This window comes from Pseudoduganella sp. RAF19, assembly GCF_052114165.1.
In the GTDB taxonomy this organism is placed as follows: Bacteria; Pseudomonadota; Gammaproteobacteria; order Burkholderiales; family Burkholderiaceae_D; genus Rugamonas.
Genome location: NZ_JBFREF010000011.1, coordinates 156,390 through 172,100 on the forward strand (window position 1 = coordinate 156,390; position 15,711 = coordinate 172,100).

The window sequence follows — 15,711 nt, forward strand, 5'->3', positions numbered from 1 at the left end:
TTTTTTGAAAAGTAAACTCCCCGGTGTAAAATTCACTCATGAACGAAAAACTGACCGACCGCAAACGCGCTGCCATCATCGAGGCCGCGCTGGGGGAATTTCGCGCCAACGGCTTCGAAGCCACCAGCATGGACCGCATCGCGGCGGCGGCCTGCGTATCCAAGCGCACCGTCTACAACCACTTCCCTTCCAAGGACGAGCTGTTCGAGCAGATCCTGCTGGAGCTGTGGAACTGCAGTGCGGCGCTGAATGCGATCGGTTATCAGTCCAGCCAGCCGCTGCGCGCGCAGCTTCTGGAGCTGATGCGCCAGAAAATGATGCTGCTGCGTGATCCCTACTTCCTGGATCTGGCCAGGGTGGCGATTGCCGAAGCGGTCCACAGCCCGCAACGGGCGCTGGACATGGTGGCCAAGCTGGGCTCAAAAGAAGAAGGCGTGGCGGTCTTCGTGCGTGCAGCCCAGGCGGACGGCAAGCTGAAAGCGGGCGATCCCGCCTTTATCGCCATGACCCTGCAGGGTCTGCTGAAAAGTTTTGCCTTCTGGCCGCAGGTGGCCATGGGCCAGCCGCCGCTGGCGGAAGACCAGCAGGAGGCGATCATCACGACCGCCGTCGATATGTTCCTCGGCTACTTCGCCGTTTAAGCGAAGCGCACGGCGTAAGCCGGCGGCAGCGTGGTGGAGATGGTCTGCCAGTGTTCGCCGCCATCATCCGACAGCCAGCAGCCACCCGTGGTGGACGCCATCAGCAGCGTCTTGCCATCCTCGGCCACCGCCAGACCGTGGCGATACACCAGGTCGTAGCAATGCTCCTGCGGCAGTCCGCTGCGCTGCGTATCGAAGGACGCCCCGCCATCGCTGGTGCGGTTGACCGCCAGCGCGGCATCAATCGGCACGCGCTGCTGGTCCGCCACGCCCGGCGCGAACCACGCCTTGCTGCCGTCCTGCGGATGCACGGCCACTGCAAAGCCGAAACTCGATAGCGGCGCCTGCGCTTCCACCCAGGTCTGCGCATTGTCGGTCGAGTACCAGATGCCGCAGTGATGCTGGCACCAGAGCTTATCGGGATCGCCGGCGCTGCGCACGATGCGGTGCGGGTCCTGCGCGGGACCATCATCCTGCATCTCGGGCGGCATATAGCGCGCAGCCATGCCCTTGGTACGCAGCTGCCAAGTTGCGCCGCCATCCTGCGTCAGCCACGCGCCGCCGCAGGACACGCCCACCAGCACCGATTGGCTGTCGCGCGGATCGACGCAGATGCTGTGAATGCCCGGTACGTCATAACCGCCGCCAAACCAGTTCGGGCGCGACTCCTGGTTCCACAACGACTCCACCAGCTGCCAGCTTTCGCCGCGGTCATTGGAGCGGAACAGGCCACCGGGCAAGGTACCGGCCCACAGCACGCCCGGCTGGTCGACGCCGCCCGCCTCCAGGGACCAGATCTGTTTCAGCGACCACGCCGTCTTGTCCTCGCTGTCCGCCGGCTTTTCGGGATACACCGGCACCGCGATTTCCTTCCATTCGGTGACGCCCTTATCGCGGCGATGCAGCTTGGCGCCGAAGTGGCCGAGATTCAGCGCCGCGTACAGCGCGCCGTCGCGCGCATCGTGCAGCACCATGCTGACCGGTTCACCGAGGAAGTGGATGCCGCCGATGGCCCATTCGCCATTGCGCTTTTCCAGTTCGAACAAGCCCTTGCGGGTCGCCACGTATGCACGGTCTGCCATGTCAGCCTCCTGAAAGTGCCTGCAATATGTAGATCTTGGAATCGGGTTGCAGCGGGTCGTCCAGTTTCTCGCGGTCGCGCGTGCGTTTGCCGTCAATGAAGATGACGACGTTCTCGCGCAAATGGCCCTGGTCGTCCAGCACATAGGCGCCCAGGCGTGCATTGTCCGCAAAGGCGCCATCCAGGGCCGCACGCAAATCCACTGCCTGCGTGCTCAAGGTGGGCACGGGCAGGAAGCGAGCCAGCTGCTGGGTGAAGATGATCTGCGCCATGCGCCAGATTCTAGCGCTAAAATGAAGCCAGGCGAACTATGGGAGCCGCGCATGCCGATTACCCAGCAAGATCTCGAAGTGTTGATGCACGAAGTGGAGCAGGAAGACCCGATCGATTTCGCCGACCTCCCCTTCAAGGAGGATGAATTACGCAGCCTGGTGGCGAGCCACCTGTGCGAAATGGCCGACGCGATGGACAGCTTCAGCGAAGAAGACCGCCGCATGACCTTGTTGGCGGTAGCGGCCAAGCTGGTGCTGGAGAATATGGTGCTGCACATCCAGCTGCTGCGCCGCCACGGCCTGCCGCTGAACGAGCAGACCGAGGCGCTGCTGATGCGCCTGCGCAAAGGCAAAGAAGAATGATCAGCGCTTCCCGAAGACTTTCAATGCATCGCTCATGGTGCCGCGGTTGAAGGTCCAGGTGGCGACCATGTAGACCACCGCACCGGCCGCGATCTCCGTCACCAGCATTGTCAGGTGGACGGCCTTGCCGTCCATGGCGCGGCGCAGCGCCTCCACGGCCACATACATCGTGGCGCCGCAAGCGACCGCAGGCGCTATACGCATGGCCACGGTGCCCATTGTCAGTTCGACCGCCGACAGCATGCGGTGGGCGTTGATCAACAGCGTAATCGGATAAGCGATCAGCCATGCCATCGCCACACCCATAATGCCCCACTGACAGCCGATGTAGAAGGCCGGTGGCATGATGATGCAGTTGACGATGCCGTTGTAAAAGCCGATTTCCGGACGGCCGATGGCGTTCGTCACCGTCGGCAGGAAGCCGACCATGGTACGGAACGGCATCATCAGCGTCAGTGCGCGCAGCGGGAAGACGGCGTCCTGCCAATTCTCGCCCAGCAGCACTAGTACGATTTCATTGGCGGTGGCGGACATGCCCCAGGAAACGGGGAAGGCGATCAAACTCAGAAGGCTGAACAGCTTGAGCAGCTGCTGGCGGATCAGTTCACGCTGGTCCTGGAAGCGCGCCAGTGCCGGGAAGGCGACCTGGTTCAGGATGGCCGTCACGCGCTGCACCGGCAGCGACGCCAGGTGCATGGCCACCGAGTACGCACCCAGCACCTTGCCGCCGAGGACGCGGCCGATAATCATCACGTCCACCTGCACATAGAACATCCACAGGCAGCGCGACAGCATCATCATGCCGCCGAAAGCCAGCAGCGGCCGCATGCCGTCGAATTTGAAGATCGGCAGATGCGGAAAAGGTTCGGCAATATTCAGTGCCACCGTGCGCCACACAACGCCGGCCAGATTACCCAGCACCAGCGACCATACGCCAGAACCTGTCAGCGCCAGCACCAGAGTGGTCACGCTGGCCAGGATGGCGGCACTCAGCTCAACCAGCGAGCGCTTCTTGTATTCCAGCTTGCGCTCCATCTGCACTTCCGAAATCATGCCCAGCGGGACCAGCAGGAATTGCAGCGACATCACGTACAGCACAGGACCCAGCTTCGGTTCCGAGTAGAACGAGGTCAGGAAAGGCGTGGCTGCGCACTGCATCAGGCACAGGCTGACGTTGATGAGGGTGAAGAAACCCATTGCCTGGCGCAGCTGCCGCGTGCTGATTTCCTGCGCCTGCACCAGCGCCTGCCCCAGTCCCAGTTCGGCCAGCATGCCGAGAAGAGAGGCTGCAGCCGTCGCCATCGCCATCAGGCCGTAATCCGCCGGCGACAGCAAGCGCATGACGATAATGGTGATGGCCCAGGTCAGGATCTGGCCACCGAATTTAGCACCTGCCGTCCATTTCAGGCCCGTCAGGACTTGCGCATTCAAACTCATTCAATCAATCCTTGTTTATACTCGCGCCGCATCCTGCGTCAGATTGCGTGCCAGACGCAGCACGAAGCGCACCGGGTTGCGGTCCCATGGCGTGAAGCGCGGCAGCTGGAACAGGTCCGGCCCCTTGCGCGCTGCGCCCCAGGCGGTGGACACGGCGGCCTCGAAGCCGAGGCTGCGCACCATGTCCACATGTTCGGCAAGATAGTCTTCGCCCGGCTTGCCGTTCGGGTAGGCGAACAGCGATACCGGTGCACCCAGCATGGCTTCCAGCGCCTGCTTGCCTTCTGCGATTTCGCGCTGCGCCTGTTCCGGCGGCAGCTTGGCCAGGATGGGGTGATTCACCGTGTGGGCGCCAATGCCCATGCCTGCCGCCTGCAGCTTGTGCAGCTGGGCGGTGGTCATCATCAGATCGTCGGGCAGCGGTGTGCCTGCCAGTTCGGCCAGGCGATTCACCTGCTGCAGGCGTTCTTCCATCGGCAGATATTTCAACTGGCCGATCAGGGCCGGAATAGCACGGCGGCGGTCGGCAATCGTGTACAGCGGATGACTTCCTAGTCCCAGCGACGTCGCATCGAGCACGCCGTCCGGCGCAAGGCGCACGGTCTCGATCACGCTGTCGTTCCACATGCGGCCGCCGTTCAGAAAACCGGTGGCGACAAAGAAGGTGGCGTGCAGGCCATGCTGCTGCAGCACAGGCAAGGCCACTTCCGCGTTGTCGGCATAGCCGTCGTCAAAGGTGATGCAGGCGGCACGGCGCGGCAGCTTGCCGGCGCGGGTCAGCTTGATCGCCTCTTGCAGTGGCAACACGTTGAAGCGCGATTTCAGCAGCGCCAGTTGCGCGCTGAATTCTGCACGATCCACTTCATCGGGGAACAGCGGGTCCTTCTGCGGCAGCACGCGGTGATAGATCAGGATGGACAGGCCACGCGATCCACCAGGCGACAGCACGCCAAGCAAGCCCTTTTCCAGCAAAGGCACGCCGCCCTCAGATCGCTTCACGGGCGTCTCCCTGCAGTTCTTTTTCCCGGTCGCGTTCAATGCGCGCCGCTTCGGCTGCTTCGGTCCTGCGTTCGTTCAGCTGCTTCGCCACCAGTTCGCGGATGGCGACCATGGCCATCATCAGGTAATACGGAACATCGAAGTAGGCCAGGCTTAAGAATGCTCCGCCCACCATGAAGCCGATAATACTTACTTGAATCATCCGTGCCAGCCTTGTCGCCCAGTCCAGCGAAGGAACGTGCGCCGCATGCCGGATCACCCAAGTGCCACATCGCCAAGTGTAGAAATACAGCAGCAGATAAATGAGCAAGCCCACGTAGCCATGCTCGCCCAGAACCTGGAAGTAGATACTGTGCGCCGCATGGACATCTTCCGGAATCGGCGCGTATTTCTGGAACACCTGCGGATCGTAGATCTCGAATCCGCCGCCCGTCAGCGGACGTTCCGCCGCCAGATTCATGGCCATCTGCCAGGCATTGATACGGCCCATCGCCGAGCTGTCCTGCTCATAAGTGTTGATGGTATCGATACGGCTGTGCCACTGCTCCGGCATGAAAACCAGCACAAGCGGAGCGGCCACCACGATAATCGCACCCAGTACCGCCTTGTTGCTGCTCTTCATCCAGAGGAACAGCACCATCGCCGCCATGGCGATCGCCGCCCCGCGCGAATAGGAGGCCAGCGAAGCCAGTGCGCACAGGCCGATCGAAGCCCACATGCCGCGGCGGCCCCATTTGTTCGGGATGGATGGAATGAAGTACATCATCAGCGGCACAATCATGATCAGCGCCAGGGCGATCTCGTTGTTACCGTCGATGAAGGTGCCGGATGGCCCCCACACGCGGTACTGGCCACCGTTACGAATAGTGAACAGGCCGCCCTTCACGCCGTAATAGCCGATTGAGAACACAATCGTCCCGATCATCCACTCGATGTGCTGGCGCGTGCGCACCAGCATCATGACGACCAGGGTCATGCCCATGATCTTCAGCACCTTGATCAGCTGCGGCCCAATCTGTTCCACATTGATTGCAAAGGCTGAACTGACACACATCCACAATATGAAGGCCATCAGCGCCGCAACCACGGGCGACATCGGCATCCTGATCTCTTTGGGCTTGGCCACCATGGCCAGCACGGTCACGCCGGCGATAATCGCGGCAAACGGAAATTCGCGTGCAAAGCCCCAACCCTGCGAGTGCGGATTCATCACACTGATCCAGACCCACATCACCATGCCGAACCATGGCTTCTTGAAGATGTAGGGTATCGATGCGAACACCAGCACGGTGACGAGTATGTCCCTCATGTTCCTGTTTTCCCCGTTTCTACCTTGCTGACGACATAGCGGAATTTGCCCGACTTTTCGGGCGCAATGGCTTCCACCTGCTCCACTTCCACATTCACTGCCGCGCCCAGGCGCGCGCGGAAACCGGCGACGATTTTACCGCGCAGCGCTTCATCCAGCGGCGATTCCAGCACCACCTGCACGCGCGTCAGGTCCAGGCTTTCCTGCACAATCTTGAAGGCCTTCACCTGCGGCAGGTCGCGCAGGATATAGACCAGCGCCAGGCCGTGCATCACCGTGCCATCCCGTGCGACCAGGAAGTCGGTGCTGCGGCCTTGAATCTCTTTCAGCAGCGGCAGGCCGCGCCCGCATTTGCATGGTTCGGTCCCCAGCACGCCCACATCGCCGGTGCGATAGCGGATGAAGGGGAAATCGCCCGTGGCCAAGTGAGTGACGACGATCTCTCCCGCCTGGCCCGGCGCAACCGGCTGGCCCTGCGCATCGAGCGTTTCGACAATGATATCTTCCGCCGTGATATGCATGCTGCCGTCCGGGCACTGGTGGGCGATGAAGCCGGCATCGCGTCCGCCATAGCCGTTGGCCACCGGGCAGCCGAATACGGACTCGATCTGCTGCCGCTGTTCCTCATACAGGCGCTCGGAGGTGACGAAGGCGACTTTGATGCCCAGATCGTCCATACGCTGACCGCGCGCCTTGGCGTGTCGCGCGATGTGCGACAGCGCTGAGGGATAGCCGAACAGCATGCGCGGCTTCTGCTCGCGAATGCGGGCAATAAAGCCATCCAGCTTCGCTTCCGACATTTCGAAGGCCGGCAGCAGGCGGGTGCGCAGCAGCTTGTCGCGGACTATGCGCACGCGGTCCTGGGCGCCCAGTTCGATGGGCGAGCCCCAGACCACGATTTCCGGATCGCCGATGTCCACGCCCCACCAGCGGGTGGCGCGCCATTTTGCCGCCACGTCGTGACTCACGCGCTCTTTGCCAATGTAGAAGATCAGCGGCTCGCCGCTGGAACCACCCGTGTTGAAGCGGGACAGGCCAACAGCGTCTTCCGCTTTCAGACAGTCGCTGTGCTGGCGAATAGTCGCCTTATCAGTCAATGGCAAGCGGCGCAGGCCGTCCAGCGAATGCAGATCGCGCGAGGGATCGAAACCCAGTTGCGCGAACAGATCGCGGTAATACGGCACCTTGCTTTGCACGCGCAGCAGCAGGCGGCGCAAGCGCTGCAGCTGCAGATCGTGCAGCCGGGTGGCTGGCCACCACTGGGACTCTTCCATCTGCTTGCGCGCGGCGACCGTGCTGTGCTGCTTCAGGCGCTCGTGCAGCGGGAAGATCAGATTCGAAACAAGGGCGGTGTACATCATGGCTGGCTCACTGCGTTGGCAGCGCGCGGGGCAAGCACGCTTTGGTAGACGCCCAGCAGGCGCGGGCGCACATTCGCCCAGATAAATTGCTGCACATGGCGCTGACCCGCTTCGCGCAGGCTTGCCGCCAGTGTAGGTTCGGCGGCAAGGCGCAGGATGGCATCCGCCATCGCTTGCGGCGACGCCGGCGGCACCAGCAACGCGGTATGGCCGTCCTCCACCAGATAAGGTACTCCACCAACATTGGTGCTGATCACGGGTACGCCGCAGGCCAGTGCCTCCAGCACGGAGTTCGGCATATTGTCGACCAGGCTGCAGTTCAGCATGGCGTCGGCATTACGATACAGGGTGGCCATGCCGTGGTTATCGACACGGCCCGTAAACGTGACGGCATCCTCCAGTTCCAGCTCCGCGGTCAGCGCTTCCAGCTCCGCGCGCAGCGGCCCGGAACCGGCAATCACCAGCGTAGCATGCGGATGCGTCTTGCGCACGATGGCCAGTGCGCGCAGTGCGCAGGCATTGTCGTAGATCGCTTCCAGATTACGCGCGACCAGCAGGCGCAGTGCCTGTGGCGGGGCTGGTTCCTGCGCCGCGCTGAAGCGCTCCAGGTTGATGATGTTGGGGACGATCTGCGCAGCGAAGCCGTACTTGCCGAACACGTGCTCCAGGAAGCCGGACGGCACGATCAGTGCATTGGCGCGCGACAGCGTGGCGCGCACGGCGCCTTGAGAGCGCGAGAGGAAGGTATCGGCCTCGCCGCCCCGGTAATTGACCACCACTGGCGTCCCGCGCAGCCGCGCAATGACGATTGCCGGTGCCGAAAACAGATGCCACGACCAGCCGGAGTTGGCCATGACATGAAAGACCTGCACGCGCCCGGCGGCACGCCACAGCGATGCCAGGTAAGGCACGAGACGGAATACGGCACGCACGCCCTTGAGTTTCTCGGCCCAGGCCGGACGATAAGGTGCATTGACCTGGATGGTTTCCACCTCCAGGCCTTCGCTGCGCAGCAGGGATGCAAGCTGCAAGGTCTGATTGGCCATGCCGCCCGAGGGCGGCGGCAGCGGACCTACCAGGCCAATGCGCAAGGCGACTTGTGCCGCCTGCGTCATGACACGCCCGCGATGGCTGGCGAAACGATGCCGCCGTACACGCGCCGATAGCGCGCCACGCTGGCGGCCCAGCTGCGCTCCGCTTCGACAAAGTGGCGGCCGCGCTGGCGGAATTCCGCCCATTGCTGCGGCGCGTCCAGCAGCGCCAGCACTTTTTCCGCCAGGGCTTGTGGATCGCCCGCCTTGAACAGCACGCCGGTGCGGCCGTCTTCGATCAATTCCTTATGGCCACCGACGTCGGACGCCACCATCAGGCGGCCCTGCGCCATGGCTTCCAGCGGCTTGAGCGGCGTCACCAGATCGGTCAGCCGCATCTTGTGGCGCGGGTAGCACAGCACATCGACCAGGTTGTAATAGCGCTGCACTTCGCTATGCGGCACGCGGCCGGTGAAAATCACCTGGTCCGTAACACCAAGGTCTTTCGCCTGCTGGCGCAAGGCCGCGTCTTGCGGACCGCCACCGACCAGCAGCACGCGGATCTCCGGGCGCTTGGCCAGCATGGAAGGCAGTGCATTGAGCAGAATATCCAGCCCTTCGTATGCGTAGAAGGAGCCGATAAAGCCCAGCACTGTCTTGCCTTCCAGGCCAAGCTGCTGCGCCAGCGCTTCGTCGCGCACGCCGTCGGTGCTGAAATCGCCGATATCGACGGCATTCGGAATCACTTCGATCTTTTGCGATGGGATGCCGCGGCTGATGATTTCGGCGCGCAGCCCTTCGCAGATCGTTGTGGCGGCATTGACGCGTTTCAGCGCCCAGGTTTCCATGCCGCGCGTGAGGCGGTAACGCAGCCCCCACTCTTTGCTGGTGCCGTGGTCCACGGCCGCGTCTTCCCAGAAGGCGCGGATCTCGTACACAACGGGAATGCCCAGCTTGCGGCCGACGCGCAGGGCCGCCACAGCGTTCAGTGCGGGCGAGTGAGCGTGGATCACATCCGGCTTCACTTCCTTCGCCACTTCCATCAGGCGCGTGGCCAGTGCGTCAATGACTGCCAGCTGGTTCAGCACCGGCAATTTGGACAGCGCACCGCGGGCAGGTGGCGTGCGGTAGAAAGCCAGACCATCCACCTCTTCGCGTGCCGCCTTGACATCGCCCTGCTTCGGGCTGGTGATGTGATAGGTTTCCCAGCCCAGCGCGCGCTGCGCCTGCAGGATGGAACGCGTGCGGAAGGTATAGCCGCTGTGCAGCGGAATCGAATGGTCCAGCACATGCAGGATACGGATACTCATGCCTGCATCTCTTTTCTCAGGAATGCTTCAAACATCAGCAGTGTCCAGATCGGCGCGCTGTAATCGCGGCGGCCGGACTGGTGCTGTTCCACCATCTCCTGCAGGAAGGCCTGGTTGAAGATGCCGGTCGACGCTAGGTTAGGACCCAGCAGCGATTCCTTCACGCGTCCACGCAGCGGACCGCGGAACCACGCCGCCAGCGGCACGGCAAAACCCTGCTTCTTGCGGTACAGGATATCGTTCGGCAGATACTGCTCCATGCTCTTCTTGAAGATGTACTTGCCTTCACCGCCCTTCAGCTTCATCTCGGGCGGCAGGCCCGAAATCCACTCGACCAGCTTGTGGTCCAGCAGCGGCACGCGCACTTCCAGCGCATGCGCCATGCTGGCGCGGTCCACCTTGGTCAGGATGTCGCCCGGCAGATAGGTCTTCATGTCCAGATACTGGATCATCGACAGCGGATCGTCGGTCGGCGATTTGTCCGCATGGCCACGCATCACGTCGATGGCGCGGTAGCCTTGCAGCTTGCTGCGGAAGCTGTCCGAGAACAGCTGCTTGCGCATGGCGTCGGTCATGATGGATACACCATGGAAGTAGCCTTCCACCAGATCGCGCGACAGCGCTTCAAACGTGGTCTTGGCGCGGAACACGCGCGGCGCCCAGTCGGCCTTCGGATACAGGCGGCCCAGAGTGCCGAACACCGGCTTGCGCAGGCCGGTCGGAATGCGGCCACGAACACTCTCTTCCGCCATTGCATAGCGGTAGCGGCGGTAGCCCGCCAGATTCTCGTCGCCGCCGTCTCCGGACAAAGCAACGGTAACGCGCTTGCGCGCCAGCTGGCACACGCGGTAGGTCGGAATCGCCGAGCTGTCGGCATATGGTTCGTCGTACAGGCCGGCCAGCGTATCGAGCAGGGCGTAATCGTCGGTGTCGACCGTTTCCACGAAGTGATCGGTCTTGTACTGCTCCGCCACTTGCTGCGCATAGGCCGATTCGTCGTAAGCCTTGTCGTTGAAGGCGATCGAGCAAGTGTGCACGGGACCGTCGGAAAGGCCGGCCATCATCGCCACCACAGCCGACGAGTCGACCCCGCCGGACAGGAAGGCGCCCAGCGGCACTTCAGCGACCAGGCGAATCTTCACCGCTTCGCGCAGGCGCTCCACCAGTTCGCCGCGCGCATCGCTTTCGGTCATCGCGTGATGCGGCTTGAACGGCACATCCCAGAACTGCGTCGGTTCCGCCAGCGGCGCGCCCACTTTCTGGGTCAGGCGGAAGCCCGGCGACAGCTTCAGTGCGCCCTTGTAAATCGTCTTCGGCTCCGGCACATAGCCGTAAGCGAAATAGTCTTCCACAGCGCGCGGATCGATTTCGTGCGACAGCGAAGGATGCATGCGTAGCGCTTTCAGCTCGGAGCTGAAGCCGAACCAGCCGTCCGGCGTCATTGCGTAATACAGTGGCTTCACGCCGAGACGGTCGCGCGCCAGGAACATCACCTGCTGGTTGCGGTCCCACAGGCCGATGGCGAACATGCCTCTGAAATGGTCGACGCAATCTTCGCCCCATTGCTCCCAGGCGTGTACGATTACTTCGGTGTCGCTCTTGGTCTTGAAGGTGTGGCCGAGCTCCTTCAGCTCCGCGGTCAGTTCGCGGTAGTTGTAGATCTCACCGTTGTAGCAGACCATCACGCTGCCGTCTTCATTGCCCAGCGGCTGCTGGCCCATGGCGATGTCGATCACCGACAGGCGGCGGTGGCCGAAGCCCACGCCCGGCTCGATGTAGATGTCGCCTTCGTCCGGACCGCGATGGTGCTGCGTGTCGTTCATGCGGCGCAGCAGCGCCTCGTCAATCGCACGCCCGCCGCGCGCGTCCAGGATGCCTACTATTCCGCACATGATGGAATTGCCCTTCTAGTCTTGATCTTGCGTTCGCACAGGGTGTCGTACATGCCCTGATAGGCAGCCACCATGGCCGCCATGCTGTACTTGCGATGCACCCGTTCGCGTCCTGCCTGTCCATGCGCCTGCGCCAATGCCGGCGCGGTCACGTATTGTTCCAGCGCTGCGGCCATCGCAGCGGGATTCGATGGCGGCACCAGGATACCGGTCACGCCATCGTCGATTACTTCGGGAATGCCGCCTACGCGCGTGCCTACCACCGGCAGGCTGCTTGCCATGGCTTCCAGCGCAGACCCGGGCGTGCCCTCGGCGATCGAGGACATCGCGAAAACATCAAAGCTGCGCAGGATGTCCGGCACGTCCGTGCGCGCTCCCGGCAGCCACACCACATCGGCGACGCCTGCATCGGCGGCCCTTGCGCGCATCTTCTCCAGCAGCGGCCCGTCGCCGACGATCGCCAGGCGCAGACGTGGGCGCAGCGCCGGTTGGCGCTCGCGCAGCTGGATGAAAGCGTCGAGCAAGGTGGCGTGGTCTTTCACATCCTGGATGCGGCCCACGGCGCCAATCACGATATCGTCCGTACCGAAGAAGGGACGCGCTTCGCCCTGCGTGCGCGGACGGAAGCGCTCCGCATCGATGCCGTTGCCCAGCATGCGGCTCTTGTGTTCAGGGACGCCGATCACTTCGCGGTTCCACACTTCCATCGCCGCCGAATTGGCGTAGCAGACGTCGTAGAACGGCAGCATCAAACGGCGCAGCATATTGTGCTTGCGGTTGGTGCCGTGCGGGTCATTGTGATCGCGGCCATGGGCGCCGTTGACGCGCACCGGCACGCCCGCCAATAACGCGGCCGGCGCGTATTCGATGGCGGACAGGTTATAGCTGTGCAGCACGGCCGGCTGCAGCTGGCGCAGCAGGCGCCACAGCTTTGCATGCGTATGCAAGGACAGGCCTGCCTGCTTATCGAGCGCGTGTACCTCCACCCCCGGCTTGGCAATCTTCTTGGCGAACTCCGGATTGAAGCCCGTCAGGCACACCACCGCATGCCGATAGTGCTCGGCAGGCATGCGGTTGATGCGCTCCACCATGAGCGTTTCCAGCCCGCCGAAATCGAGGCGGTAGATCAGGTGGACGATGAGCGGGATGTCATTCATGGCGGCGTGGCTGCTTCAATGCCTCTTGTTGCTGGCAAGCGCGGCATCCAGCGGAGTGAGGTTGCTATTCAGAAACTCCCGCATCGCGGCACGCGCATTGTCGGGTTTTTCGTCGTATTGTGAGAATACCATCACTACTGCGCCATCGCCGCTACCCGCGAGTAACTTTTGTTTCATTTGTAGCAATTTGCCAACGTAGTTGCTGCTGGTCATTTTTCCGCCGATCCAGTACCAGTGCCACACCAGCATGCGGCGGCCGCCCACCCCGCCGGACAGCACGGTTTCGCTCACTTCAACGGTCTGGCCGGCGATGGTTTCCGTGCGTCGGGCGCTGGAGGATTCGTGCAGGCCGTCGTGATCCCAGCCGAGGCGGTTGCTCGAGCTGATCAGTTTGGCGCCATCCACCTGGTCGCGGTAATAACGTACTTCAATGCCCACCGGGCTGCTGCTCGTTGCGTGGAAGCTGCGCAGCTGGCCACTGGCCTGCGGGTAATCCGGCTCCCAGCTGGTGAACGCTTCCGCCGCCGGCGCGGCAGGATGGAATTGCACCAGTTGAACCGCCGGCGCGGCGCCGTTGTCTTCCACATAGTGCGCATAGGCCGGCCAGACGCCGGCTGCCGCCAGCAATGCCAGGGCGGCGGCGGCAATCCTCGGCACCGGCACAGCTGCCATAGCGACAGGCGCAGGCGCCGCGCTGGCGCGCGCAGGTTCTTCGCGGTCCTCGCGCCAGAAGCTGCCGATCCAGAACAGCAGCAGCATCACCAGACCGAAGAACACCCAGCCATAAATCAGATGGTCGACGCCCACCGCCAGCTTCATCCCGCTCAGGTGGCCAATCATCACGATCATGTAAGCGCGCATGCCGTTGGCCAGTACCGGCACCACGCAGGCTGCCAGCACAAACAGGCCCTGGCGCCAGCGGCTGCGGTACGTCAGGTGGGCGTACAGAAAGCCCAGCGTAATCGAAGAAATCAGGTAGCGCAGGCCGCTGCACGCTTCCACCACGGACCAGTTCCCGGACGGGATGCTGAAGCTGTTCCCTTCGCGCAGCACGGGAATGCCGGTCATGCGCAGCGCATCGATGGTGAAGTTGGCAGTGACTTCGATCAGCGGCGGAATCAGGCTTTCGCCGACCGGAACGCCGAACAGAATGAAGAGCAGCGGGAAGGCGGCCGCGCGCGCGATGCGGGTGCCTAGCAAGGTCAGTACCGTCAGCGGCATCATGGCGGCGAAAGCGTACTGCTTCACGATCTGCACTTCGACCAAATCTGCCAGCAGCCAGGCCACGCCGCAGCCGGCCACCAGGATCAGGCCGGGCCAGAAAGGTTTGACGGGCAGCGTCTCCAGCACATCTCGCTGACGCCAGATCAGCCACAAACTGATTGGCAGGATCACATAGCCGTGCGCGAAGGTGCCGGAGCGCTCCCAGATCGCCACGATGGAGGCGGCGGTGCTCCAGTAAATCAGGATGGGCAGCAGCATGACTGCCGCCACCAGCAAGGCATTGCGCATGCCGTTCGGTGCGGCGGCTTTTCCCTGTGTGCCCGGCGAGGCGGCAGCGTCTTGCGCAACAGCGGCTGGGCGTTCGGTCTGGAGGATGTTCATGCCTGGGTCCATGCAGTGGAGGCGGCGTGCGGCGCCGCACCGGTGGCCACGCCGGCAGTACCGGGCGGCGTATCAATGAGAGTGTCCAGCGGCGCCAGGCGGGCATCCCAGCTATAGGACGCTTCCACCCGCGCGCGCGCGGCATTGCCAATGGCGACAAGCGATGCGGCGGAGCCGGACAGCGCGGTAGTGATGGCGGCGATCGTTTGTGGCGCATCCGCCGCCAGCAGCAGCTCGCGGCCGGGATGCGCGTCAATGCCTTCCAGGGCCTGCGGCGTGACCACCACGGTCTTCGCCATGGACATCGCTTCCAGCACCTTGTTCTGAATGCCGCGTGCAATGCGCAGCGGCGCGACCGAGAGCGCCGCATGCTGCACATAAGGCCGCACATCAGGCACCGTGCCGGTGACGTGTACGCCCGGCAGACCCGCCAGCGCCAGCACTTCCGGCGCAGGACGCGCCCCAACGATATAGAAACTCACGCCGCTCAATGCGGGCAGCACTTCCTTGGCGAACCACTGCACCGCATCCACATTGGGCCAGTAATCCATGGCGCCGCAGAACACCAGCGCGCGTTCATCGGGCGCGTAGGGATTCGCATGCGCAGCCGGCGCGAAATAGCTGGTGTCGACGCCATTGCTGAACCAGCCGATGCGCGCACTGCTTTCCGGCGCCAGGCGGCGGAACAGGTCCGCTTCCGGCGCCGAGACCAGCAGCGACGCATCCGTGGTGGCGGCAATGTGGCGCTCGTAACGCAGCAGGCGGTCCGCTTCGTAGCGGTACAGCATGCTGGCCGGCCAGGCTTTCTTGGCGGCGTACTGCGCCCATTTGTCCGAATCGACATCGCAGAAATCCACGATGCGGCGCGCCTGTGCGTACGGCTCGGCATACTGCGCCATCGGCGAGGAGAACACCACGATACGGCGGATATTCTTTTCGCGCATCGTCGCGTCGACCCATTGCCGCAAACCGGCATCGCGGTAGTAATCCAGCGACAGCGAGCGGTTGCCGAGTAAGGCGCCCAGGCTGCGCACGCGCGCGGCGCGCGGATTCAGCGCGGCGAAGTGGCTGGAGGCGCACACCGCCTGCACGGTCGGCACATGCTGCCAGTCGTCAGCATCATCCACGAAGGTCGCCAGATGCACGCGATAGCGCCTGGCAAGATGCTTGAGCAAATGCCAGGAACGTATCTTGTCCCCCTTGTTCGGCGGATAGGGGATACGGTGCACCAGCAACAGCAGGTCGTCCACGAT

Annotated in this window: 14 protein-coding genes; 2 read left to right on the plus strand and 12 right to left on the minus strand. The window is 63.2% G+C overall.

The window, feature by feature from the left end; all coding sequences use genetic code 11:
* Positions 1-38 precede the first annotated feature (38 nt).
* Entirely contained in the window at positions 39-641 is a 603-nt protein-coding gene (locus AB4Z19_RS26500) for a TetR/AcrR family transcriptional regulator (protein WP_442036593.1), read from the plus strand.
* Here the strand turns inward: AB4Z19_RS26500 and AB4Z19_RS26505 are convergent.
* Positions 638-1,723 (minus strand): WD40/YVTN/BNR-like repeat-containing protein, encoded by a 1,086-nt coding sequence (locus AB4Z19_RS26505; RefSeq protein WP_442022041.1) that lies wholly within the window; start codon positions 1,721-1,723, stop codon positions 638-640. The genes AB4Z19_RS26500 and AB4Z19_RS26505 overlap by 4 nt on opposite strands.
* 1 nt (position 1,724) lies before the next feature.
* The gene (locus tag AB4Z19_RS26510) at positions 1,725-1,994 is read right to left on the minus strand and encodes a MoaD/ThiS family protein (protein WP_442022043.1); all 270 of its coding nucleotides are present in this window, start codon (positions 1,992-1,994) and stop codon (positions 1,725-1,727) included.
* 51 nt (positions 1,995-2,045) lie between these two features.
* On the opposite strand from AB4Z19_RS26510, the gene AB4Z19_RS26515 reads away from it, so the two are divergent.
* Positions 2,046-2,357, plus strand: a complete 312-nt coding sequence (locus AB4Z19_RS26515) for a hypothetical protein (protein ID WP_442022073.1) — start codon at positions 2,046-2,048, stop codon at positions 2,355-2,357.
* Here AB4Z19_RS26515 and AB4Z19_RS26520 read toward each other — a convergent pair whose 3' ends face one another.
* From AB4Z19_RS26520 to AB4Z19_RS26565, 10 genes are read right to left on the minus strand one after another with little or no spacing between them, the layout of a single operon-like run.
* On the minus strand, positions 2,358-3,794 hold the full coding sequence (locus AB4Z19_RS26520) for a lipopolysaccharide biosynthesis protein (RefSeq protein ID WP_442022045.1): 1,437 nt from the start codon (positions 3,792-3,794) through the stop codon (positions 2,358-2,360).
* 15 nt (positions 3,795-3,809) lie between these two features.
* Positions 3,810-4,793, minus strand: a complete 984-nt coding sequence (locus AB4Z19_RS26525) for a polysaccharide deacetylase family protein (RefSeq protein WP_442036595.1) — start codon at positions 4,791-4,793, stop codon at positions 3,810-3,812.
* Positions 4,780-6,102: a putative O-glycosylation ligase, exosortase A system-associated gene (locus tag AB4Z19_RS26530; RefSeq protein WP_442022049.1), complete on the minus strand. Its 1,323-nt coding sequence runs from the start codon at positions 6,100-6,102 to the stop codon at positions 4,780-4,782. The genes AB4Z19_RS26525 and AB4Z19_RS26530 overlap by 14 nt, the downstream gene beginning before the upstream one ends.
* The gene (locus AB4Z19_RS26535) at positions 6,099-7,463 is read right to left on the minus strand and encodes a phenylacetate--CoA ligase family protein (protein ID WP_442022051.1); all 1,365 of its coding nucleotides are present in this window, start codon (positions 7,461-7,463) and stop codon (positions 6,099-6,101) included. Before AB4Z19_RS26535 ends, AB4Z19_RS26530 begins: the two co-directional genes overlap by 4 nt.
* Complete coding sequence (locus AB4Z19_RS26540; RefSeq protein WP_442022053.1) at positions 7,460-8,578, minus strand: glycosyltransferase family 4 protein; 1,119 nt, start codon at positions 8,576-8,578, stop codon at positions 7,460-7,462. The genes AB4Z19_RS26535 and AB4Z19_RS26540 overlap by 4 nt, the downstream gene beginning before the upstream one ends.
* Positions 8,575-9,798 (minus strand): TIGR04063 family PEP-CTERM/XrtA system glycosyltransferase, encoded by a 1,224-nt coding sequence (locus tag AB4Z19_RS26545; protein ID WP_442022075.1) that lies wholly within the window; start codon positions 9,796-9,798, stop codon positions 8,575-8,577. The genes AB4Z19_RS26540 and AB4Z19_RS26545 overlap by 4 nt, the downstream gene beginning before the upstream one ends.
* A gap of 2 nt (positions 9,799-9,800) precedes the next feature.
* Positions 9,801-11,696 (minus strand): XrtA/PEP-CTERM system amidotransferase, encoded by a 1,896-nt coding sequence (locus AB4Z19_RS26550; protein WP_442036597.1) that lies wholly within the window; start codon positions 11,694-11,696, stop codon positions 9,801-9,803.
* Complete coding sequence (locus AB4Z19_RS26555; protein WP_442022057.1) at positions 11,684-12,853, minus strand: TIGR03088 family PEP-CTERM/XrtA system glycosyltransferase; 1,170 nt, start codon at positions 12,851-12,853, stop codon at positions 11,684-11,686. Before AB4Z19_RS26555 ends, AB4Z19_RS26550 begins: the two co-directional genes overlap by 13 nt.
* A gap of 15 nt (positions 12,854-12,868) precedes the next feature.
* Positions 12,869-14,458, minus strand: coding sequence for an exosortase A (xrtA, locus tag AB4Z19_RS26560; protein WP_442022059.1), 1,590 nt, complete (start codon positions 14,456-14,458; stop codon positions 12,869-12,871).
* Entirely contained in the window at positions 14,455-15,708 is a 1,254-nt protein-coding gene (locus AB4Z19_RS26565; RefSeq protein WP_442022061.1) for a TIGR03087 family PEP-CTERM/XrtA system glycosyltransferase, read from the minus strand. Before AB4Z19_RS26565 ends, xrtA begins: the two co-directional genes overlap by 4 nt.
* Positions 15,709-15,711: the final 3 nt, after the last annotated feature.